General features: G+C 65.9%; 19 protein-coding genes. 8 read left to right on the top strand and 11 right to left on the bottom strand.

The features are described 5' to 3' along the window. Positions 1 to 34 precede the first annotated feature (34 nt). Positions 35 to 523: an isochorismatase family protein gene (locus K226_RS0112285; RefSeq protein WP_024815094.1), complete on the top strand. Its 489-nt coding sequence runs from the start codon at positions 35 to 37 to the stop codon at positions 521 to 523. A 330-nt stretch (positions 524 to 853) separates the two neighbouring features. Here the strand turns inward: K226_RS0112285 and K226_RS0112280 are convergent, their stop codons facing one another. The 7 genes from K226_RS0112280 to K226_RS0112250 form a co-directional block, all read right to left on the bottom strand. Next, positions 854 to 3001, bottom strand: a complete 2148-nt coding sequence (locus tag K226_RS0112280; protein ID WP_238324222.1) for a TonB-dependent receptor domain-containing protein — start codon at positions 2999 to 3001, stop codon at positions 854 to 856. A gap of 328 nt (positions 3002 to 3329) precedes the next feature. Then, entirely contained in the window at positions 3330 to 3887 is a 558-nt protein-coding gene (locus K226_RS0112275; protein WP_024815092.1) for a hypothetical protein, read from the bottom strand. A 42-nt stretch (positions 3888 to 3929) separates the two neighbouring features. After that, positions 3930 to 4550 (bottom strand): DUF3299 domain-containing protein, encoded by a 621-nt coding sequence (locus K226_RS0112270; RefSeq protein ID WP_024815091.1) that lies wholly within the window; start codon positions 4548 to 4550, stop codon positions 3930 to 3932. A gap of 174 nt (positions 4551 to 4724) precedes the next feature. Continuing rightward, on the bottom strand, positions 4725 to 4976 hold the full coding sequence (locus K226_RS0112265; protein WP_024815090.1) for a hypothetical protein: 252 nt from the start codon (positions 4974 to 4976) through the stop codon (positions 4725 to 4727). A 49-nt stretch (positions 4977 to 5025) separates the two neighbouring features. Further along, positions 5026 to 6264: an FtsX-like permease family protein gene (locus K226_RS0112260; RefSeq protein ID WP_024815089.1), complete on the bottom strand. Its 1239-nt coding sequence runs from the start codon at positions 6262 to 6264 to the stop codon at positions 5026 to 5028. Next, positions 6261 to 6944 (bottom strand): ABC transporter ATP-binding protein, encoded by a 684-nt coding sequence (locus tag K226_RS0112255; protein ID WP_024815088.1) that lies wholly within the window; start codon positions 6942 to 6944, stop codon positions 6261 to 6263. The genes K226_RS0112260 and K226_RS0112255 overlap by 4 nt, the downstream gene beginning before the upstream one ends. Further along, positions 6941 to 7366: a Fur family transcriptional regulator gene (locus tag K226_RS0112250; RefSeq protein WP_024815087.1), complete on the bottom strand. Its 426-nt coding sequence runs from the start codon at positions 7364 to 7366 to the stop codon at positions 6941 to 6943. Before K226_RS0112250 ends, K226_RS0112255 begins: the two co-directional genes overlap by 4 nt. Before the next feature lie 336 nt (positions 7367 to 7702). On the opposite strand from K226_RS0112250, the gene K226_RS18955 reads away from it, so the two are divergent. After that, entirely contained in the window at positions 7703 to 8893 is a 1191-nt protein-coding gene (locus K226_RS18955) for a DUF1513 domain-containing protein (protein WP_081739374.1), read from the top strand. 92 nt (positions 8894 to 8985) lie between these two features. Here K226_RS18955 and msrA read toward each other — a convergent pair whose 3' ends face one another. Continuing rightward, entirely contained in the window at positions 8986 to 9522 is a 537-nt protein-coding gene (gene msrA, locus K226_RS0112240) for a peptide-methionine (S)-S-oxide reductase MsrA (protein ID WP_024815085.1), read from the bottom strand. 95 nt (positions 9523 to 9617) lie between these two features. Here msrA and K226_RS0112235 point away from each other — a divergent pair, with 95 nt between their 5' ends. The 6 genes from K226_RS0112235 (at position 9618) to K226_RS0112210 (ending at position 17334) form a co-directional block, all read left to right on the top strand. Next, positions 9618 to 10298 carry a TetR/AcrR family transcriptional regulator gene (locus K226_RS0112235; protein WP_024815084.1) on the top strand — a complete coding sequence of 227 codons (681 nt, stop codon included), beginning with the start codon at positions 9618 to 9620 and terminating at the stop codon, positions 10296 to 10298. A 4-nt stretch (positions 10299 to 10302) separates the two neighbouring features. Next, positions 10303 to 11484, top strand: a complete 1182-nt coding sequence (locus K226_RS0112230) for an efflux RND transporter periplasmic adaptor subunit (RefSeq protein WP_024815083.1) — start codon at positions 10303 to 10305, stop codon at positions 11482 to 11484. Positions 11485 to 11490: 6 nt separating this feature from the next. Beyond that, positions 11491 to 14778, top strand: a complete 3288-nt coding sequence (locus tag K226_RS0112225; protein ID WP_024815082.1) for an efflux RND transporter permease subunit — start codon at positions 11491 to 11493, stop codon at positions 14776 to 14778. Positions 14779 to 14802: 24 nt separating this feature from the next. After that, a complete protein-coding gene (locus K226_RS0112220) occupies positions 14803 to 15516 on the top strand; it encodes a protein-L-isoaspartate O-methyltransferase (RefSeq protein WP_024815081.1) in 714 nt (237 codons plus the stop codon). Positions 15517 to 15537: 21 nt separating this feature from the next. Next, the gene (locus tag K226_RS0112215; RefSeq protein ID WP_024815080.1) at positions 15538 to 15879 is read left to right on the top strand and encodes a rhodanese-like domain-containing protein; all 342 of its coding nucleotides are present in this window, start codon (positions 15538 to 15540) and stop codon (positions 15877 to 15879) included. A gap of 126 nt (positions 15880 to 16005) precedes the next feature. Continuing rightward, entirely contained in the window at positions 16006 to 17334 is a 1329-nt protein-coding gene (locus K226_RS0112210) for a TolC family outer membrane protein (RefSeq protein WP_024815079.1), read from the top strand. Positions 17335 to 17404: 70 nt separating this feature from the next. Here the strand turns inward: K226_RS0112210 and K226_RS0112205 are convergent, their stop codons facing one another. From K226_RS0112205 to K226_RS0112195, 3 genes are all read right to left on the bottom strand, one after another. Further along, entirely contained in the window at positions 17405 to 20095 is a 2691-nt protein-coding gene (locus K226_RS0112205; RefSeq protein WP_024815078.1) for a bifunctional acetate--CoA ligase family protein/GNAT family N-acetyltransferase, read from the bottom strand. A 172-nt stretch (positions 20096 to 20267) separates the two neighbouring features. Then, positions 20268 to 21629, bottom strand: a complete 1362-nt coding sequence (locus K226_RS0112200; protein ID WP_024815077.1) for a 3-deoxy-D-manno-octulosonic acid transferase — start codon at positions 21627 to 21629, stop codon at positions 20268 to 20270. A gap of 19 nt (positions 21630 to 21648) precedes the next feature. Further along, entirely contained in the window at positions 21649 to 23037 is a 1389-nt protein-coding gene (locus tag K226_RS0112195) for a phosphomannomutase/phosphoglucomutase (protein ID WP_024815076.1), read from the bottom strand. Between the last annotated feature and the right edge of the window lie 5 nt (positions 23038 to 23042).

Here is a 23042-nt window from a genome sequence, read left to right as displayed (position 1 = left end):
TTCCAATCCCTCTCATCCTGCAAAAGGAAACCCAATGAAAAACGCATTGATCGTTATCGACATTCAGAATGATTACTTTCCTGGTGGCGCATTCACACTGGAAAATGCCGACGAGGCTTGCAAAGTTGCAGTGGAGGCCATTGAACAAGCGAAGCGCGATGGGTGGCTGGTGGTTGGTGTGCAGCACGTCAACTCTCCGGATGCCCCCTTTTTCAAGCCCGACACCGAAGGCGTGAAAACCCACAGCGCCATTGCTGCCGCGTTGGTCGATGCGCCTACCGTTGTCAAGAGCGAGGCCGACAGTTTCTTCAAAACAAACTTGGAGCAAATCGTGCGCGAAGCAGGCATCACCGATATTTATCTCACCGGCATGATGACCCAGCACTGCATCACCCACACTGCGCTGTCTCCGCAAGCGAGCGGCATGAAAGTCCACATCATCGCCAAAGGCTGTGCAGCCCCCGCCAAAGCCTTGAGCGACTTGGCCCTGCACGGCCTGAGCGCTCGGTGCGACGTGGTGTAGAGCCACCACTGCGCATTATTGGGTTCGAGTAAGCACTGTCTTGGCATTCCTCGTACCGCAGTCGTTCGGTGGTGCCCGAGACCTCGAATCGGGCGACTGCAAGTTGACCGTGATGGTGGTCTGGCCCGTCGGCGGTGACCTACAGCAATCGCTGCAAAGCGGGTGTCAGCCGCCAAGGCTCAAACAGCAGCAATAGGTCGCAAGCTGTCTCCAGCAGATCCCGCCCACCGCGGGTTCATTACCAACTCACCAATTGCAAACGGCGCCAGCAGCGCGCTACTCTCCACTGCCAGCCCGGTCGCGCCAAATCACATCAAACCGTTATCCACATCAAAACGCCACCTTCACCCCCACGGTGATATTGCGCCCCATTAACGGCGCTGCGTTTTTGATGAAGCTGGTGTGCGCATACGCCAAGCGATCCGTCAGGTTGTTGGCCTTCAAGTAAACCTGCCACGGCGTGCCGCTGCTCAGTTGGCCGCGGTAGCTCACCCCCAGGTTCAGCATGCCGTAGCCGGGCGTGGCGGTTTCAAACGCTGCCACGCGGTTTTGGCGGGCCACTTGCACCCATTCGACCTGGCCTTCCCAGGCGTTCCAGTTGGCATCCAGCCGCACGCCTGCGCGGGTGGCGGGGATACGTGGCAGCAGGCCGCCGCCGTTATCGAGCTTGGCGCGCACGGCATCGCCGAACAGGGTGATGCCCAGGTTGCGCGTGACGCGCTGGCGCACCTCGCCTTCGATGCCGGTGAAGGTGGCGTCGGCCTGGCTGTATTGCAGCAGTTGCAGGCCGTCCACTTCATCCAGCGTGCGGCCGTAGATGTAGTTGCTGATGCGGTTGCGAAAGACGCTGATGCCAAAGGTGGTGTCGCCGCTGGTCTTCTTCAGGCTCAGGTCGATGTTCTGCGATGTTTCAGAGCGCAGGTTGGCGTTGCCGCGTTCGTAGGTGCTGGTGGCCATGTGCAGGCCGCGCGCATACAGCTCTTCGGCCGACGGGGCGCGGCTGGCGCGGGTGAAGGATGTACCCACCTGGTAGCCGGGCGTGAACTTCCACACCGCGCCCAGCGATGCGGACGTGCCGTTGTGGCTGCGTTCGGTGCCGCCGGCCGAACCTGACGCTAAGGCCTCGGCCGTCTGGCGGTCGTGGCGCAGGGCGGCTTCAAAGCGCCAGTCACCGTACCAGTCGTTCAGGCGGTATTCCTCCAGCACAAACAGGCCGGTTTTGCGGGTAACAGTGGGCTGCACATAGGCCTCTTCGCCAATGGCGCTGAACTTGCGCTGCGAGGTTTGCAGGCCGACCACGCCCTTGAACCCGGCAATCGGCTCGTGCTGCAGTTCGATACGGGTGTCGTAGGCCTTGTTTTTGAAGGTGGTGGCAATAGCGCCGTCTTCGACTTCGTCATGCACGTAGTCGGTAACACCCGCGCGCAGGCGCAGGGCTGAAAAGCCGGTGAAGGGGTTGCGCAGCTCGCCACGCACGTCAAAGCGCTCGCTGCGCAGGTCGACCACGGGCACGTCGCCATGCTCTTCGGCGCCGTGGTCGTGGCCGTCTTCTTCGTCGTGGGCACCGCAATGCAGGTGGTTGCCGTGGGTGTGGCAGCCTTCAAAGCTGTGGTTGTGGCCCGGCAGGCCGTATTTGGCGGTCTGGCGGGTGTAGGCGGCGCCCAGGTAACCCCGGTCGCCCACCCACGACAGGCCCACGCTGCCGGTGTCGGTGCGGTTAAAGCTGCCCGGCACTTTGCGGGTGGGCTCGCCATCGGGCGCCCAGCCTTTGCCCACCCGGTAGTCGCCCGCGTCGCGCGCCACGCCTTCTACGTGCACGGCCAGGTTGCCAGCGCCGCCGGTCAGCGAGAACGCCCCTGCCCCCTCGCCCGCGCCGGTGTTGGCGCGCAGCTCAGCGCTGCCCTCAATGCCCTTTTGCGGGATGGCGGTGGGTACCTTGCCGTCGAGCACGTTGACCACGCCACCCACGGCGCCGCCGCCATACACCAGCGCCGAGGGGCCGCGCAGCACTTCGATCTGCGTGGCCAGCAGGGGCTCGGACGCCACGGCGTGGTCGGGGCTGATGGTGGAGGCGTCGTGCAGCTCGGCGCCATCCGACAGCACCTTGACGCGGGGGCCATCCATGCCGCGAATGATGGGGCGGCTGGCACCGGCGCCAAAGTGGCTGCTGGTGATGCCGGGCTCGTTGCCCAGCGTTTCGCCCAGCGTGGGTTCGCGGCGGCGCACGAGTTCGTCGCCCTCCAGCACGGCGGTGGGCGTGGTCATTTCGTTGGCGCCCAGTTGCAGGCCGCTGGCCGACACGGTGACGGGGGGCAGGCTGCCTGCGGTTGGTGGTGCTGCCTGCGCATTGGCCTGTGCATGTGCCAAACCGGTGCCCCACAGCGTGAGGATGGCGGCCAGGGCCACAGGGTGCAGAGCTGGGTGGCGATGTGCAGTGCGGCGAACGGCTGGGCAAAGGGGGTGCGTGTGGTGTGTCATGACTGCGTTGCAATAGAAATAGGTGGGCGTGCCGGGCGGCACGCGGCTTTCCGGCCCGGGGACAGGAAACCACCAAAAATATGAGTAAAAAGTGCCTCTAGCGCTTTATGGATAAGCGCTAGCAGCTATGAAATCAGGAGTATTTGCAGCAAAAGGCGGCCATTGCGGTGCGCGCAAAGGGCTTCCGACCGGCACGGGGGAGTGCAGACCTGACACCTGGCGCTGCGCCGGGGTGGCGTATGGATTCAAGCCCGATGAAAGTGGCCTGCCCGCCCACACGCTGACAACGCAGCGCAGGGCAGCCAACACGCTCAACCGGCTGAACCCGTCACCCGACCGCAGGCGGGCCGCGGGCCTGAAAAAGCGCAACATGGCGGGCCGCTGCGGTGGCGGCCGGGTGCACCAGCGGCGCCTGCGCGGGCGTCGGGGCGGCAAGCGCTGTGGGGGCGCTGTGCAATGCGTCGCCCAGCGCCAGCTGGTCGAGCAACAGGCAATCCACCGGCGCGTGGTGGGCCAACAGCAAATCGAGCAGGCCCTGTGCGTGGGCGGTGTGGCTGGATTCGCCGGTGTGCGCGGCGGTAACGGGTGCGCCCGCCCCTTCTGCGGCTGGCGAAAGTGCGTGCGCCTGCAGCGCCGGGGCGTGCATTACCTGGTGCAGGCGCCCCAGCGAAGGCACCACCACCAACGCCAGCAGCAGCCACACCAGCGCGGCCTGCGCCCAATGGGTGTAACGCCGCCCGCACTTGCCAGATGTGCCAGGCGTGCCAAGCGCTCCGGGTGCGCGCAGCCCTGCCCTGCGGCGGGCAACGGCTTTGGCTTGCCTGGGTGCAAGGCTTGCCGTTGGGGCGTGCGGATGGGGGTGGGCGCGGGTCACAGGGCTGGTCACGGGGCCGGGGCGAATGGGCAGCAGAAAAGAAAAAGGCGGCGGTTATTTCACCGGCACCGCATCCACCATGCGGTAGTACAGGCCGTAGGGGTCGTTGGAGAGCACGGTGAATTTGCCCTCCACCACCACCGGTTCCAACGAATACCGCACGGGGGTTTTGGCCTTGACCTCGACCATGCTCTCCGGCCCGCCCGGCGTGCAGAACGAGCAGGTTAGCGGCACCGAGGTGAGGATGAAGTGGGTCTGCGTGGGCTTGGCGTCCAGCGGCACCATGAAGCCCTGGATGCGCTGCGTGGTCTTGTCCAGGCCCTTTTGCGCGTCGTTGAACATGGGCACGATGCGGTCTTTGGTGGTTTTCTTGGTCAGGTCGGTCAGCACCGACCATGGCACCACGTCGTTGCGTTGGGGCAGCGGCGCAATCGGGCTGCTGGGGCTGTGGTAACCGGCGCCCGCGCCCGCTGGCACACCTGCAGCCGCCCCCGCTGCACCACCGGCGCCGGGCAACGAAGCGCCAGGCGCTGGTGCCTCGGCTGCAGGCTTGGCGCCCTGCGCACCCACCTGCGCGGGGGCCGCAAAGCACGCGGCCAGCGCCACCACCAGTGCGGCAGCGCACCGTGGGGCAGAGCCGTATTGCAGGGAACAAGCCAATGCGGGATGGGGCATGGAAATAACCTTCAGTGAACTGCCTTGCAGCAACAGGGCCGGATTATTTTGCGCAGTTTCAACGCGCGTAAGTGCGTGGGCGCCTCAAGCCCGTGCCACCGAGGCCAGGCCACCGGTGGCGTCCCCCTTGGGGGAAGGCGCTGCAAGCAACGCAGGTGGGCTCAGGTGCGGACTTCAGTGGCTGTGGCGCATGCCGCAGTTTGTGCCAATGCCCAGGCCTTTGCAGGCGGTCTGGAGTTCTTTTTGGCAAACGTCGTGGCCCTTGCCCGACTCAAGGCACTTGGCAGCGGCCTCGTGCGCGGCGGCCATGGCACGGTGGCGCTCGATGTCGGCCTTGGTTTCCTTGTCGCTGTGGGTCTGGGCATGTGCCAGGGCACCAGCCAGCAACAGGGGGGCCAGGGCCAATGCGGTGAGGAGTTTTTTCATGGAGAGCCTTTCAGGTAGGTGGGGTTGAAAACAGGAGTCACTGGGCGGGTCAGGGCTGACTCAGCAAGTCGGCCACGTCGGTGCGGTAGGCCTGCACGGCGGGCAGCAGCGCCGCCAGCGCGGCCACGCCTGCGGCCAGCAGCGGCACACCGGCTTCGGCGGGCAGCCAGATCCAGCCGGTAACCGGCAGCAGGCCCTGCGCCTGCAGCGCCCAGCCCAGGCCGTGGGCCAGTGCGTGGCCCAGCAGCAGGCCCAGGGCAGACGCCAGCGAAGCCAGCCACAGCGCCTCGCACAGCACCAGCCCGGCCACGCGGCCCGGGGGCGCGCCCAGCATGCGCAGCATGGCCAGGTCGGCGCGGCGCTCGCGCACGGCGTTCCACAGCGCGATGAAAACGCTGAGCGCCGCCATGGCCAGCAGCACGCCGCCAAAGGCGCGCAGCACATCGGCGCCCACGCCCAGCAGGCGCAGCAGGCGCGTGACCTCGATGGCGGGCGCCGCTGCCTGCAGGGCGGTGTCGGCATTGATCTGGCGCGGCAGCGTGATGGCGGCCATGGGCGTGCGGTAGCGCACCAGGGCCACGGTCACCTCGCGCTCTTCTTTCAGGATTTCCAGGTCTTCGGCATCGGTGGCCGTGGCGGTCTCGTGCACCATCCACACCGATTCGGTGCTGGTCAGGATGAGCCGGTCGAGCACGCAGCCACAGGGCGCGAGCACGCCGCTGACACGGTAGGGGTGGTCGCCGTGCGCGTGCCCTCCCCCACCCAGGCCGTGGCTGCCGATGAAGGTGGCGCCCACCAGCGGCGCGTCCGCATGGCTGGCTTTGACAATGCCGCGCGCCACGCTGGCGCCCAGCACCGCGTCCATGGGCTGCTGCCACAGCGCGCCTTCGGCCAGCGTGGCCTCGTAGTGCACCACGTAGTCGGGCGTGGTGCCCACAATGCGAAAGCCCTGGTAGCTGTCACCCAGGCTCAGCGGAATCACCTGCGCCACCAGCGGGTTCTTCTGCAGGGCCTGCACCTCTTGCAGCGGGATGTTGCCCGCGGGCACATCGATGTGGAACACGCCCGCCAAAATGAGCTGCAGCGGGCTGCCTTTGGCACCCACCACCAGGTCGATGCCTGCGAGGTCGCGCTCAAATGCCTTGTCGAGCTGGGTGGCCACCAGCAGCACCAGCGTGATGGCGGCCAGGCCGAGCGTCAGCACCAGCAGGTTGAGCACCGCCGCCAGCGGGCGGGACCACAGGTAGCGCCATGACAGGCGCGCCAGTTTGAAGACTCCTGAATTCATAGCTGCTCGCGCTTATCCAATAAGCGCTGGGCGCCAATTTCATTCAAATTCAGCTGCTGCACACCGGCCAGGGCCTGCACCACACGCTGGTCGTGCGTGGCAATCACCAGGCTGGCATCGCAAGCGGCGGCGCTTTGCTGCAGCAGCGCCAGCGCGTCGGCAGCGGCCTCGTCGTCCAGGCTGGCCGTGGGCTCATCGGCCAGCAACAGTTGCGGCGCCAGCAGCACAGCCCGCGCCAGCGCCACGCGCTGCGCCTGCCCGCCCGAGAGCTGGTGCGGCTTGCGCGCGGCCAGCTCGGCCACACCCACCTGCGCCAGCGCGCGTGTGATGGCCGCATCGTCGCGCGGCAGCCCGGCCGCAAAGTAGACCAGCGCCAGGTTGTCGGCCACCGTGAGCGCACTCGAGAGGTGCAACTTTTGCGGCAAAAACCCGATGCTGCGGGCGCGCCAGGCGTCCATTTCGGCCCCGCGCTGCGTGCCCAGCTGCGTGCCCGCTACAAACAGGTCGCCCTCGCTGGCCCCGCGCAGCCCGGCTATCAATGACAGCCAGGTCGATTTGCCCGAGCCCGAGCGCCCGCGCAGCAGCAGCGTGCCGCCCTGGCGCAGGTCCACATCGGGAAAGCGCAGCGGCGCGGTGCCGCCGGTGGCATAGCGATAAGAAAGGCCCCGGGTGCGGATCATGCGGCGGCACCCCCGGCCGGGTGGGCGCAGTCTGCGCAGCGCCCATGCACCGCAATGTCTACCGCCAGGCTCTCATGCCCGGCCGTGGCCAGCGCCTGCAGCACCTGCTTGAGGGCCGTCTGCACCTTGGCCGAACCCTGGGACAGGCGGAACTGGCGGTGGCAGTCGTCGCACTCAAAGCGCGGCGCCGCGCCATCGCCACCCTGCGGCGCCAGCACATAGCGCGTGACGCGGGCAGCATCCACCTGCTTGTGCAGCAGGCCTGCGGCGGCAAAGCGGTCGAGCAGGCGGTAAACGGTGACTTTGTTGACGGCGGCACCTGCGGTGGCAAGGGCTGTCTCTACTTCGGCTTCGGACAGCGCTGCGTCTGGGCGGGCCTCGTACAGCCGCGCCAGCGCCCGCGTGGCACGGGTGGCGCGCATGCCGGGCGGCAGCGTCCAGGGCGTGCCGAGGCGGGAGGTAGAAAAGGTGGATGAGCTCGGCATGGGTTACGGATAGGCGGCAAGCGCGTGTAACGCAATCGGGTTGCATTATGCCCTGATGCAATCCGTCAGCAGATTCATCCCGTCGGCCTTGCGGGTGGATGCCTGCCGCCCTCGTTGCCGGCACGGTTTTCCGTCACCTCAGGCGGCGCTGGCGGCTGCCTTGTGGCAAAGCTCTCGTTTGAGCCACCGCAAAACACTTCGCTGCTCTCCAGTGCGGGACGCGCACACGCTGCCTATAGTCTGCAGCTTCGCTTGAAATGAATGAATCTATAGATGCTCTCCTCCCTGAATCGTCGACATAGCCTGCGTGTGATGGGCGCCATCAGCGCCTGGACAGCGCTTGCCTCGGCACAGACCACCGCCCTGGCCACTTCATCCCATGCAGACCGCAAAGCCGACCCGCTTGCCCCGCAAACAGTGGCCATGGCCTGGCGTGCCGGCGCTGCACCCGCTGAAGACAGCGACCCCAAAGCCCATCGCATCGGGCTGCTGCAGGTTGACTGGGGCCAGCGGCGCAGCACCTGGAGCCGCGTGCAGCCTGTGCCCAACCGGGCACACGGGCTCACGCCCGACGGGCGGGGTGGTCTCTATGCAGTGGCCGCGCGCCCTGGCGACTGGCTGGTGCACCTGCCAGCCGATGCGGCACAGGCGCCGCGCTGGCTGCACCCCGGCCGCGACGAGGCATCGACCCGCACTCTCAATGGGCACCTGCTGCTCAGCTCGGATGGCCGCTGGCTTTACAGCAGCGAGACCGGGCGCGATGACGGCAGCGCCTGGGTGGTTCGCCGCGATGCGCAGACGCTGCGCGCTGTTGCCGCGTGGCAGCTGCCGGGCGTGGATGCGCACCAGATGCTGTTTGACGCCGATGAACGCCATGTGCTCGTCGCCCTGGGCGGCATACCCCGCGACGAACGCGGCCGCCGTGTGCCCCACAAGCGCCTGGCGCCTGCCCTGCTGCGCCTGGACACGGACTCTGGCACCGTGCAGCAGCGCTGGGCGCTTGAAGACCCCCGCCTGAGCGTGCGCCACATGGCATGGTCAGTGGACGGAGACCAGCGCCTGCTGGGCATTGCGCTGCAGGCGCAGCACGACGAACGCCAGGAGCGCCGCAACGCGCCCATGATCGCCGTGTGGGACGGCAGCACGCTCACGCTGCCCCCCTGCCCCGCCATCGACCATCAAGGTTATGCAGGCGATATTTGCGCCGGCCCCGGCGGCAGCTTTTTGCTCAGTGCCCAGCGCAGTGGCAACGCCCTGTTGTGGCACCCCGATGCGCCCGACGGGTTGATCCCGCTGGGGGAGCTTAAGGAAGTCTGCGCCCTGGGCAGCTGGCGCGACGCGCGTGGCATGGGCATGTTGATGGGCGCAGGCCGCGGCCTGGCCCGGTGGCAGGCAGGTGAAGCACAAATGCTGCCCTGGCCCGAGATGCTGGCCCCCGACAACCACCTCGCGCTGCTGCTCTGACTGGGCTGGTGCGCGGCCTGCCCGCAGGCAACTGTTGCCGAGGCGGCCCCGCGCATCGCCGTGAATGGGCGGTGGCCCGCTGGTGGCGCGCCTTACGCTTTCAAATACCGCGCAAATGTCTTGCGAAACTTTTCCACCTTCGGCCCCACCACAAACGCGCAATACCCGGCATTGGGGTTGTTCGCAAAATAGTCTTGGTGGTACGCCTCGGCCGCGCTGTAGTTGGTCAGTGGCTTCACCTCGGTGGTGATTGGCGCGCCAAACAGCTTGTCTTGCGACATCTGGCGGATCATGTCGTTGGCGATGTCGCCGTGCTCGGGGGACTCGTAATAGATGCCGCTGCGGTATTGCGTGCCCACGTCGTTGCCCTGGCGGTTAAGGGTGGTGGGGTCGTGGGTGTGGAAGAAGATTTCCAACACCTCCTGCAGGCTGATCTCGTCTGCATCAAAGGTCAGGCGCACCACCTCGGCGTGGCCGGTGTCGCCCTGGCAGATCTGCTCGTAGCTGGGATGGATGGTGTGGCCGTTGGTGTAACCGCTTTCCACATCGGTGATGCCGCGCACGCGGTCAAAAACCGCCTCGGTGCACCAAAAGCATCCGCCTCCCAGGGTGATGGTTTGCTGTGTCATGGATGTTTCCTTGCCAAGGTGGTTGTGCAACACCGCATTATGAATTGACGCTGTAGCAGGCGCTTGCTACATTACTAACCAGTCAGTCAGTAAAAATGCACGTCCCCACCTCTTCACATCCCACCACTGCGGTCAAACGCGAACGTCGCAAGGAAGCGCGCCCCGGCGAACTCATCGAAGCCGCGCTGGAGCTGTTTGTCGAAAAGGGTTTTGCGGCCACGCGGGTGGATGAAGTGGCGGCGCGTGCGGGGGTGTCCAAAGGCACACTGTTTTTGTATTTTCCCAGCAAGGAAGAGCTGTTCAAGGCCGCCGTGCGCGAAAACATCGCTGGCCGGTTTGCCGAATGGACGCTGGAGCTGGACGCTTTTGAGGGCAGCACGGACGACTTGCTGCGCTATTGCTACAAGGTGTGGTGGGAGCGCATTGGCAACACCAAAACCTCGGGCATCACCAAGCTCATGCTGAGCGAAGCGCACCATTTCCCCGAGATCACCGAGTTCTATCAGTGCGAAGTGATGCGCCCTGGCCAGATGCTGATTCGCCGGATACTCCAGCGGGGCGTGGACCGCAACGAGTTTCGCCCGCTCGACATGGACTACGCGGTGTATCTGGTACTGGCCCCGATGATCTTTCTTACGCTGTGGAAACACTCCATGGGCGCCTGCGTGCCAGATGCCCTGGACCTGGACCCCGAAAAATACCTGGCCATGCAGGCCGACAACCTTCTGCACGGCCTGTATGCGGCTGCGCCCTCCCCGTCCCCTACACCGCTCTGACACCATGAAACGCTGGATTCTCTGGGTGGCCGTCGCCATCGCTGTGGTGCTGGTGGGCGGTGGCGTCTGGCGTGCCCTGGCCGCGCGGCAGGCGCAGCAAAAGGCCCTGGCCGAATCCAGCGCGCAACGCAAAGAAGCCACCCTGGACCTGGCGCCCGGTGAAATGGTCACGGTGCAGCGCCAGCGCATTGCGCTGGGGGTGCCCGTGTCTGGCTCGCTGCGCGCCGTCGAATCGGCCATGGTCAAGGCCCGCGCGGCAGGCGAATTGCAGGGCCTGACCCTGCGCGAGGGCGACAGCGTGCGCGCCGGGCAGGAAATCGCCCGTATCGACAGCACCGAGGCGCGCGCACGCCTGCGCCAGGCCCAGCAGCAAGCCGATGCCGCCAAGGCCCAGGTGGACATCAGCCAGCGCCAGTTCACCAACAACCGCGCGCTGGTGGACCAGGGCTTCATCTCTGCCACGGCGCTTGCCACCTCGCAAGCCAGCCTGGACGCCGCGCAGTCCACCTACCGGGCGGCGCTGGCCGCTGCCGATGTGATGCGCAAATCGCTCGACGACACGGTTGTGCGCAGCCCGCTGACGGGCCAGGTGTCGCAGCGGCTGGCGCAGCCCGGCGAGCGCGTGGGCATGGATACCCGCATCGTCGAGGTGGTGGACCTGTCAAAACTGGAGCTTGAGGCCCTGCTGAACCCTGCCGATTCGTTGGCCGTGCGTGTGGGCCAGAAGGCCCGCCTGCAGATCGAGGGTGTGGCCGCCCCCATCGAGGCCACGGTGGCCCGCATCAACCCCAGTGCACAGGCCGCCAGCCGCACAGTACCGGTGTACCTTGTCATCGAACAAGGCGCAGCGGCATCGGTGCTGCGCCAGGGTCTGTTTGTGCAGGGCACGCTCGACACGGGCCACGCCGATGTGCTGGCCTTGCCACTGGATGCCGTGCGCACCGACAGGCCAGCGCCCTATGTGCAGGCGGTGCAAAACGGCCGCGTGGTGTATGTGCCGGTAAAACCGGGCGCCCGTGCCGTGGTGGCGGGTGACACGCTGGTGGCGATTGAGGGCGTTGCCGAAGGCACGGCGGTGGTGGCCGGGCGCATGGGGTCGCTGCGCGAAGGCACTCCGGTGCGCGTACAGGACGCGCCAGCCGCGCCTGCTGCCGCCGCAACCCCTGCATCGCGCCCCGCGCCGTAACCTGCCATGTGGTTCACCCAGGTCAGTCTGAAAAACCCGGTGTTCGCCACCATGGTGATGCTCGCCATCGTGGTGCTGGGTCTGTTTTCTTACCAGCGGCTCAAGGTAGACCAGTTTCCGGACATCGACTTTCCGGTGGTGGTGGTCACGGTGGACTACCCCGGCGCTTCGCCCGAAATCGTGGAGAGCGAAGTCACCAAGAAAATCGAGGAAGGCGTCAACTCCATTGCGGGCATCAACGCCCTCACCTCGCGCAGCTACGAGGGCACGGCCGTCGTCATCATCGAATTTCAGCTGCACATTGATGGGCGCAAGGCCGCAGAAGACGTGCGCGAGAAGGTGGCCATTGTTCGCCCCACGCTGCGCACCGAGGTGAAAGAGCCGCGCGTGCTGCGCTTTGACCCGGCCAGCCGCGCCGTGTGGTCGCTGGCGGTGCTGCCGGATGACAAGGCCGGGGCAACAGAGCGCAGCGTGAGCGCCGCCGTGCCGCCCCAAGGCGCGAAGACCCCCTCGGGGAGCAGCGAACCACGCGCAGCGGGAAACGTGGGGGCTCCCTCTGCAGTGGAGCTGACCACCTGGGCCGAACAGATTCTCAAAAAACGGCTCGAAAACGTGCGTGGCGTGGGTGCTGTCAATCTGGTGGGCGCCACCAAGCGCGAGATCAACATCTACCTGAACCCGCAGGCATTGGAAGCCTTTGGCGTGACCCCCGACCAGGTGGCCGCTGCGGTGCGCAACGAGAACCAGGACTTGCCCGTGGGCGCCATCCGCTCGTTGGCGCAGGAGCGCGTGGTGCAGATCGATGCGCGCATGCAGCGGCCCGAAGACTTTGGCCGCATCATCGTGACGCGCAAGAACGGCGCGCCCGTGCGGGTGGAGCAGCTGGCCCGCGTGCAGGATGGCGCGCAAGAGGTGGAGAGCCTGGCGCTTTACAACGGCCAACGCACGCTGCTGCTGTCGGTGCAAAAGTCGCAGGGCGAAAACACCATTGAGGTGGTGGATGGACTGAACGCTGCCGTGCTTGAGCTGCGCGACCAGTTGCCGCCCGGCGTGCGCCTGGAGACCATTGGCGACAGTGCCCGCCCGATTCGCGTGGCCGTCAACAACGTGCGCCAGACCCTCATCGAAGGTGCTTTGCTCACGGTGCTGATTGTTTTTCTGTTCTTGAACTCGTGGCGCTCCACCGTCATCACGGGTCTTACGCTGCCCATTGCGCTGATCGGCACGTTTTTGTTCATGAACATGTTCGGCTTCACCATCAACATGATCACGCTGATGGCCCTGAGCCTGTGCGTGGGTCTTTTGATCGACGACGCCATCGTGGTGCGCGAGAACATCGTGCGCCATGTGCAGATGGGCAAAGGTGCCTACCAGGCAGCCATGGACGGCACGCAGGAGATCGGCCTGGCCGTGCTGGCCACCACGCTGTCGATCGTGGCGGTGTTCATGCCCATCGGTTTCATGGGCGGCATCATTGGCAAGTTCTTCCATGAGTTCGGCATCACCATCGTGGCGGCGGTGCTGATCTCGATGTTTGTGAGCTTCACGCTCGACCCCATGCTGTCGAGCATCTGGCACGACCCCACCATCCACGCGCACGGGCAGCGCACCGAGCCCGTCACTTTTTACGACAAGACCATCGGCCGTGTCACCGGCTGGTTTGACCGCGCCACCGATGCCCTGGCCGAAGGCTACCAGGGCATCCTGCGCTGGTCGCTGGTACACAAGCTGTCCACGCTGGGCATTGCGCTGGCCATCTTCGTGCTGAGCGTTTTCATGGTGCCGCTGCTGGGCACCGAGTTCGTTCCCAAGGCCGATTTTTCGGAAACCACCGTCAACTTCTATACGCCCGTGGGCTCGTCGCTGGAGGCCACCGAGGCCAAGGCGCGGCAGGTGGAAGGCATCCTGCGCGAGTTTCCCGAGGTGCGCTACACGCTGTCCACCATCAACACCGGCAGCGCGCAGGGCAAGATGTACGCCAGCATTTATGTGCGCCTGGTCGACCGCAGGGACCGCAGCCGCAGCGTGGATGCCATGTCGGGCGTGCTGCGCGAGCGCCTCAAGCAGGTGCCAGGCATTACCGTGACCCATGTGGGCCTGCTGGACCCGGTGGGTGGCCAAAAGCAGGTGGAGTTCTCGCTGCAGGGGCCTGATCTGCAGGAATTGGAGCGCCTGACCCGCATCGTCAACGAGAAGATCCGTGATATTCCGGGCCTGGTGGACCTGGATACGAGCGCCAAGCCAGACAAGCCGGTGATTGCGCTCGATGTGCAGCGTGATGCAGCGTCCGACCTGGGGGTTTCCGTGGCCCAGCTGGCCGCATCGCTGCGCACGCTGGTGGCCGGCACCACGGTGGGCAATTGGCGTGCACCCGATGACCAGACCTACGACGTGAATGTGCGCCTGGCGCCGGAAGCCCGCACCACCCCACAAGACCTGGAGCGCCTGCCCTTTGCCCTGACGGCGGCCGACGGCAGCACCCGCATCGTGCGACTGAACCAGGTGGCCCGGGTGACGGAGTCCACTGGCGCCAACCAGATCAACCGCCGTGACCTCACGCGCGAGGTGGCAGTCACCGCCAACGTGGCCGACCGTTCTGCGGGCGAGGTATCCAACGACATCAAGAAGGCGCTCGACAGCGTGGTGTTTCCACCGGGCTACCGCTACCAGTTTGGTGGCTCCACCAAAAACATGGCCGAGTCGTTTGGCTATGCCATCTCGGCGCTGGTGCTGGCCATCGTGTTCATCTACATGATCCTGGCCAGCCAGTTCAAGAGCTTCTTGCAGCCGCTGGCGCTGATGACCTCGCTGCCGCTCACGCTGATCGGCGTGGTGCTGGCGCTGCTGATGTTCCGCTCCACGCTGTCGATGTTCTCGATCATTGGCGTGGTGATGTTGATGGGCCTGGTCACCAAGAATGCCATTTTGCTGGTGGACTTTGCCATTCGCGCCCGCGAGGAATTCATTGACGACACCGGCCGCACCGTGCCCGGCCTGCCCCGTGCCGAGGCCCTGTTGCTGGCCGCCCGCGTGCGGCTGCGCCCCATCCTCATGACCACGCTGGCCATGATCTTCGGCATGGTGCCGCTGGCGTTTGCGCTGTCCGAGGGTTCGGAGCAGCGCGCGCCCATGGGCCAGGCAGTCATTGGCGGCGTCATCACCTCGTCGCTTTTGACGCTGGTGGTGGTTCCGGTGGTGTATTGCTACATGGATGATCTGGCCCGCTGGGCACTTGCCCGCATGGGCCGCGGCCAGCCCGCGCCCGTGCCCCCTAAAATCAAGGGTTTGTCCTGACCCGCCTTCCCCTGGAGAGATTCCATGAACATGCCTTTGAACACGTCCGCCAACATCAGCGACCCTATTGAACAGGCCCGCTACAACATGATCGAGCAGCAGATCCGCCCGTGGAATGTGCTGGACGCAGACGTGCTGGAGCTGCTGGCTGTGGTGCACCGCGAAGACTTCGTGCCCCCGGCCTGCCGCAGCATGGCGTTCATGGACATCGAAATCCCCCTTCTGGGCACCGATGCCGAAGATGCCGTGCGCCTGGGTCACAGCATGCTGCAGCCCCGGATTGAGGCCCGCATCCTGCAAGACGTGAAGATTTTGCCCACCGACCGTGTGCTCGAAATCGGTGCGGGCTCGGGCTATATGGCCGCCCTGCTGGCGCACCGTGCGCAAAGCGTGGTCTCGCTTGAAATCTTGCCCGCGCTGGCTGAAATGGCACAAGACAACCTGCAGCGTGCCGGCGTCACCAACGCCCATGTGCGTGTGTCCGACGGTTCCCGCGATGCCGTGCCCGAAGGCCCGTTCGACGTGATCGTGCTCAGTGGCTCCGTGGCTGAAGTTCCTAAACACCTGTTGTCGATGCTGCGCGATGGCGGCCGCCTGGCTGCCATCGTGGGCCAGGAACCCGTCATGCGCTTCACGCTGGTGCGCCGCACCGGTGATCGTTTTGACACCACCTCGCCCTGGGACACCGTTGCCCCGCGCCTGGTCGGCTTTGCCGAACCCTCGGGCTTTTCGTTCTGATCTGGCGTCCTGGAGTTCTGCGTGATCGACCATGTCCGCCCTGCGCTGCTGTCCGACTGGTTTGCGCAGGCCGCTGCCGAAGGCCAGCCCCTGGTGCTGGACGTGCGCGAGCCCTGGGAGCTGCAGACCGCCAGCGTGCGAACAGACGGCTTTGAACTGGTTGCGATTCCCATGGGCGAGCTGCCCGGCCGACTGAGCGAACTGGACCCGTCGCGCCCCTTGGCGTGTCTGTGCCACCATGGCGTGCGCAGCCTGCATGTGGCGGTTTTCCTGGATCAGCAGGGTTTTGAAACACTGGCCAACATCACAGGTGGCATTGATGCCTGGTCCCGCGAACGCGACACCAGCGTGCCTCGGTATTGAGCGGCGGTGAGTGTTTTGATCATGTGCGCCCACCTTGCCCAAAACCGCCAGCTCGTTGTTGCCCGTGCTCACCACAGCCCTTGGTTCACAACCCCTTGCCCGCGCAGAACTACCTGAAGGACCTCCATGAACCCGCTTCGGCTTCTTCCCCTGTCCCTGGCACTCAGTGCCGTTTTTTGCGCGCCGGTGCACGCCCAGAGCCTTTTGCAGCTGGTGGATGCCGCGCGTGGCTACGACACGGTGTGGCAGGCAGCCAAGCTTCAGCTGGATGCGGCCTCCAGCCGCGCTGAACAAGCCCTTGCCGGCCTGCTGCCCAGCGTGGGCCTGTCTGCAGGAGTGTCCCGCGCCAACACCGAAGTCACCCGCCCCCCGGTGGACTTCAGTGGCAGCGCGCAGAACGTGGGGTTGAGTGCATCGCAACCCCTGTACCGCCCGGCCAACCGCATCAATTTTCAGCAGGGCCAGCGCGGTATCGACGTGGCCCGTGCTCAGCTCGAAGCCGCCACCCAGGACCTGCTGGTGCGCGTGAGCCAGGCTTACTTTGACGTGCTGGCTGCCCAAGACACGCTCACCTTTGTGCAGGCGCAAAAAGCGGCGGTCTCCGAGCAGCTGGCCTCTGCCAAACGCAATTTCGAGGTGGGCACCTCCACCGTCACCGATTCCCGCGAGGCCCAGGCCCGCTACGACCTGGTCATTGCCCAGGAAATCGCCGCCGAGAACGACCTGCGCGTGAAAAAGCTGGCGCTTGACCAGCTGGTGGGCATCACCGGCACCCAGCCCGTGGCACTGGCCCAGCCGGTGCAGTTGCCCAGCGTGCAGCCCGACGATGTGGCAGCCTGGGTGCAAACGGCACAAGACCAGCAGCCCGGCGTGCGCCAGGCCCAGATCGCCCTGGACATTGCGCGCCTTGAAACGCGCAAGGCGGGCACCGGGCATTTGCCCACGGTGGACCTGCAGGCGGGCTACAACATTGCGCGCAACCCGAACGGCACCGTCACCACACCGGGCATGAACAGCCGCACCAACAATGCCAGCGTGGGCGTGGCACTCAACCTGCCTTTGTTTGCGGGCTTTGCGGTGCAAAACCGCATCAAGGAAACGCTGGCCCTCGAAGAAAAGGCCCAGGCCGATCTTGAAACCACGCGCCGCAACGTGGCGCAGGCCACGCGGGCGGCATTTTTTGGCGTGCAGTCTGGCCAGGGTCAAGTGCGGGCACTGGAGGCCGCTGAAGCATCCAGCCAGAGCGCGCTGGATGCCAACAAGCTGGGTTACCAGGTGGGCGTGCGCATCAATATTGATGTGCTCAATGCACAAAGCCAGCTCTTCCAGACCAAGCGTGACCTGGCCCAGGCGCGCTACAACGTGCTGCTGGGCACCCTCAAGCTGCGCCAGGCGGCAGGCTCGCTGAGCGAAGACGACGTGGCCGCCATCAACCGCCTTTTGCTCCAGCCCTGACCGCCGCGCCAGCCCGGCACCAATGGCCGGGACGCGACGCGCCAGGGTCGCAGGACAGGCGCGTGATGGACTACAGCGTGTGCGTCACCAGCTTGAAATCGGCATCTTCCGGGAAGGGCTTGACCACAAACCCCAGGCTGCGCATCAGCTTGAGCATGCCGGGGTTGTTGGCCAGCACCAGGCCGTCGATCTCGGCCAGGCCTTTGTCGCGCGCCACATCCATGATGCTCAGCATCAGGCGCGAGCCCAGGCCCTTGCCATTGAAGTCGTCGGCCACCACCAGCGCGAACTCGCAGCTCGACTGATCGGGGTTGGTGACGTAGCGCGACACCCCCACGATGCGATCGGTTTCCTTGATCTCGCCGTCAGCACCCACCGTGCGCTCGCGGAACACGGCCACCAGGGCCATTTCGCGGTCGTAATCGATCAGCGTAAAGCGCGCCAGCATAGAGGCGGGCAGCTCCACCATGGACGAAATGAAACGGAAATACCGGCTTTCGGGCGACAGGTTCTGCACCAATTGCTGCAGCATCTGCGCATCGTCGGGGTGAATGGGGCGCACCAGGTATTCACCGCCACCGCGCATGGGCCACAGCTGCTCATAGCGCGCGGGATAGGGCAGGATGGCCAGGTGGCTGAAGTTGTCTGCCCGCCCGCCCGAGGTGTTGGCCGCCTGGTCAATGGCAATGCGCGCATCCACCGCCACGGCGCCCTGCTCGTCCACGATGAGCGGGTTGATGTCCATCTCGCGCAGCTGGGGCAAGGCACACACCATTTCCGACACGCGCAGCAGCACCTGCTCCAGCGCGTCACGATCGACCGCGCTGGCGCCGCGCCACTCGCCCAGTGTCTCGGCCACGCGGGAACGTTCGATCAGCCGGCGCGCCAGAAACTGGTTGAGCGGCGGCAGTTCCATGGCGCGGTCGTCGATCAGCTCGATCATGGTGCCGCCCGCACCAAAGGTGATGACCGGGCCAAACGGATCGTCTGTGACTAGGCCGATGCAGATCTCGCGCCCGCGCCGGGCGCTCGCCATGTTCTGCACGGTCACACCATTGATGCGTGCCTGCGGCTGCAGACGCGCCACGCGCTGAACCATATCGGTATACGCGTCGCGGGCGGCAGTGCCGCTGTGGATGTTGAGGGCAACGCCGCCCACATCCGACTTGTGGCTGATATCGGGCGAATCGATCTTCAGCGCCACCGGGAAGCCCATCTGCGTGGCGATCATCATGGCCTCGTGCGCATTGCGCGCAAGGATGGTCTTGGTCACCGGAATATGGAACGCCGCCAGCAGCGTCTTGGATTCCATCTCGGTGAGCACTTTGCGCCGCTCGGCCAGCACGCTTTCGATCACCAGGCGCGCGCCTTCAATGTCCGGTTTGGCCAGTGTGGACAGCGGCGGCGGTGTTTGCTGCAGCAGCTGCTGGTTCTGGTAGAACGAGGCGATGTTGCCAAAGGCCCCCACGGCGGCCTCCGGCGTGCGAAAACTCGGGATGGAGGCATCGCGAAGGATGGCGCGCGCTGGCACCACCGAGGCATCGCCCATCCAGCAGGCCAGCAGCGGCTTGCTCATGTGCTTCTTGACCTCGGCGAGCGCGGTGGCCACCCCGCACGAGTCCGAACCCACCTTGGGCGAATAGATGGCCAGAACCCCATCCACCTGACGGTCTTTGCTAGCCGCCTCGATGGCCAGGCGAAAGTGTTCTGCACCGGCGTCTTCCGACAGATCGATCAAGTCTGACAGCGACGCCAGGGGCGGCAACTGCGGCGTGAGTGCGCGCACCGATTCGGGCGACAGCTTGCCCAGGTTGAGCAAAATTTCATTGACCCAGTCGGCAGCCAGCACACCGGGCCCACCGCCATTGGTGACGATGGCCAGGCGCTTGCCCACCGGCCGGTAACGCGACGCCAGGCACTTGGCTGCCGAAAACAGCTCGACAAACGAACGCACGCGTACCGCGCCCGCGCGGCGCAGGGCTGCATCAAACACATCGTCGCTGCCCACAATGGTGCCGCTGTGCGTCTGGGCGGCCTCGTTGCCCGCGGGCTTGCGCCCGGCCTTGAGCACCACCACCGGCTTGGCATTGGCCGCCGAACGCAGCGCGCTCATGAAACGGCGTGCGTTGGAAATGCCTTCCATGTAGACGACGATGCTTTGCGTGCGCGCATCGTGGGCCAGAAAATCGAGCACCTGGGCAATGTCCACGTCCGTGTTGGGCCCGAGCGACACCACGGCCGAAAAACCCACGGCGTTGTTGCTGGCCCAGTCCAGGATCGACGAGGTGAGCGCCCCCGACTGGCACACCAGCGCCAGAGGGCCATCGCTGGCCAGCGGGCCGGCCGCGCTGGCATTGAGTTGCAGGTGCGGGCGCTGGAACCCGAGTGAATTGGGGCCCAGCAGATACAGGCCCTCGCGGCGCGCTATTTTCTTGAGGTTGGCGGCCTGGTCTGCATCCATGCCGCTGGACAGCACCAGTGCGGCGCGGCAGCCAATGCGCCCCGCCACTTCCAGCGCGGCGGGCACTTCGGCCGGGGGCAGCGCGATGATGGCCAGGTCCGACTTTCTTTGCGCCAGGTCGGCCAGCGTGCCGCTGGTGTGGGTGTCCACAAACTGCAGGCTACCGGCAAAACGCTGCGCCCGCAGGGCCGGATGCAGTGCCTGCGCATACGAGGTCAGCGATTCGGGGTTGTCGGCCCTGCCCGCCAGAACGGCAATGGAAGCAGGCGCAAATAGCGGCGTGAGGTAGTGTTTGTCCATGGGTGTTGCAGCAGCGTCGGTGGGGCCATCAAAAAACTTGCGGCGTTTGGGTGTGACTGTGGCACAGCTCGCGCCCAATCCACACAAAGCCGAGTGCCCGAGGTGACATTGTCAGGGTACAAGATGGCCCAAAACACCGGGCGCAGGGCATTCGGCCCCCACGCAACCCTGTTCAGGGCGTGGAAGGAATGCCCAGCAGGGCCCGAATGGCGGTGGCCGTCAGGCGCGCAGCGCCCCGGTGCTGCAGGGTGAAGTCCTGGGTCAGGCCACGGGCAGCGGCCAGCCGGGGGGCGTTGGTGGCCAGTTCGCAGGCCTGCTGCACGCCCTGCCCGATGTCGGGCACGCGGTGGGCCACGCCCTGCTCACAGGCCAGCGCGGCCGCCTCGGCAAAATTGAAGGTATGAGGCCCCAGCACCACGGGGCAGCCGCAGGCAATGGCCTCGATCAGGTTCTGCCCACCCAGGGGGGCGAAGCTACCGCCCAGCAAAGCCACATCGGCCAAGCCGTAGTAAAGCACCATCTCGCCCAGCGAGTCGCCCAGCCAGACATCGGCAGGCTCGGGCGCGTCGGCCCACTGGCTGCGGCTGGACACGGTCAGGCCGGCGCTGCGCAGCAGCTGCTGCACCTCGGCAAAGCGCTGGGGATGGCGCGGCACCACCAGCCACTGCACCGGGCTGGCGCCCTGGTTTGCTTCACTATTGATAGCTGCAGGCGCTTGCTGCGAAATGGCTGGGTGCCAATTTCGCTTAAAAACATCCAGCCACATGGCTTCTTCGCCTTCGCGGCTGCTGGCGAGCATCACCACGGGCCGGGCACTGCGCGCGCGCCATGCTCGCCCCCGCGCCCGTTGCGCGGCATCCGGAATCACGTCGAACTTGAGGTTGCCGAATACGCCCTGCACCGGCGCGCCCATGCGCAGCAGGCGTTCGGCGTCGGCATCGGTCTGTGCCCAGACGGCCGTCAGCCCGCCATAGGCCGGCCGGGCCAATGCGCCCAGGCGCTGCGATTTGCGCAGCGATGTGGCGTTGAACCGCGCATTGGCCAGCACCAGGGGTATGCCGCGCTGCTGGCAACCCGCCACGAGGTTGGGCCAGACCTCGGTTTCCATGAGGATGCCGATGGCGGGCCGGAACTGGCGCAAAAAACGGCGCACCGCCCCCCGCGTGTCCCAGGGCTGCCACACCTGCACATCGCCCGGCAAAAGCAGCTTTTCGCCCTCGGCGCGGCCGGTGGCGGTGCCGTGGGTGAGCAGCAGCCGCATGCTAGGCAGCTGCTGGCGCAACTCGGCCAGCAAAATGGCGGCGGCCCGGGTTTCGCCCAGCGATACGGCGTGGATCCAGACAAAGCTGTGCAGCGGGTCGGTGCTGCTCTGGGGCATCAGGCTGTCGATGGGCCGTGCATAGCGGCCAAACCGCTCGCCCACCGCGCGGCCATAGCCGGGCTCAGCCACGGCGCGGCGCCGCAGCTTGCGCAGCAGCAACGGCTGGGCAGCCCAGGTCAGGGCCGAATACAGCCAGAGTGCGGTATGTGCCATGGGCGGCTGAAAGCGGCGCTCAGTGCGCCGCGCTGCCCACCTGGGCGTCGGGTTTGACGCGGTGCAACAGGGCCAGCATGGCCGCTTCGATGCGGGCCAGCGCCTCAGGCGTGTGGCCTTCAAAGCGCAGCACCAGCACGGGCGTGGTGTTGCTGGCGCGGATCAGGCCAAAACCATCGGGCCAGTCCACCCGCAAGCCATCAATGGTGTTGATCTGCGCCGGTGCTGCAAAGGTGCCTGCCGCCAGGGCCTGCAGCTCGGTCGTGAGGCGGTGCGGCTCGCCCTCGGCGCAGGCCACATTGAGCTCAGGGGTGCTGAAGCTGGTGGGCAACGCATTGAGCACGGCGCTCGGGTCGGCGCTGCGGCTCAGAATCTCGAGCAGGCGGCAGCCCGCATAGGTGCCGTCGTCAAAACCGAACCAGCGTTCCTTGAAGAAGATGTGACCGCTCATCTCGCCGCCCAGGGGCGAGTTGAGCTCTTTCATGCGCGCCTTGATCAGAGAGTGCCCCGTTTTGTACATCACCGGCACGCCGCCCGCTGCGGCAATGGCGGGCGCCAGGCGCTGGGTGCATTTCACGTCGAACAAAATATGCCCGCCCGGCACGCGGCTGAGCACGTCTTGTGCAAACAGCATCATCTGGCGGTCGGGGAAGATGTTGGTGCCGTCCTTGGTGACGATGCCCAGGCGGTCGCCGTCGCCATCAAAGGCCAGGCCCAGCTCGGCATCGCTGGCCTGCAAGGCAGCAATCAGGTCGAGCAGGTTTTCGGGCTTGCTCGGATCAGGGTGGTGGTTGGGAAAGTTGCCATCCACCTCGGAAAACAGCTCAATCACCTCGCAGCCCAGCGCGCGAAAGATGGCCGGGGCCGACGCGCCGGCAATACCGTTGCCGCAATCAACCACGATCTTCATCGGGCGGGCCAGCTTCACGTCGCCGGTGATGCGCTGCGCATAGGCAGGCAGCACATCCACCGTGCGCACGCTGCCGCCGGGCAGCAGTTGCCAGGTCTCGGCCTCCATGGTGCGGCGCAGCGCCTGGATTTCATCGCCATAGATGGCGCGGCCGTTCAGCACCATCTTGAAACCGTTGTAGTCGCGCGGGTTGTGGCTGCCGGTGACCTGGATGCCGCTGGTGCACAGCGTGCTGGCCGCGAAATACAGCAGGGGCGTGGTGACCAGGCCCACGTCGATCACTTCGATGCCCGCTTCGATCAGGCCTTGCACCAGCGCGCTGCTGATAGCGGGGCCGGAGAGCCGGCCATCGCGCCCCACGGCCACCGTGGTCTGGCCTTCGGCGCGGGCGGCGGTGCCAAAGGCCCGGCCCAGGCCCAGGGCCACTTCTTCGTTCAGGGTGGAAGGCACGATGCCGCGGATGTCGTAGGCCTTGAAGATGGCGGGTGTAGGTTGCACGGAAA

The organism is Acidovorax sp. JHL-3, from assembly GCF_000526295.1.
GTDB lineage: Bacteria > Pseudomonadota > Gammaproteobacteria > Burkholderiales > Burkholderiaceae_C > Acidovorax > Acidovorax defluvii.
The sequence above is the reverse complement of the archived record's forward strand: the minus strand, read 5'-3'. Positions and strand labels throughout refer to the sequence as shown.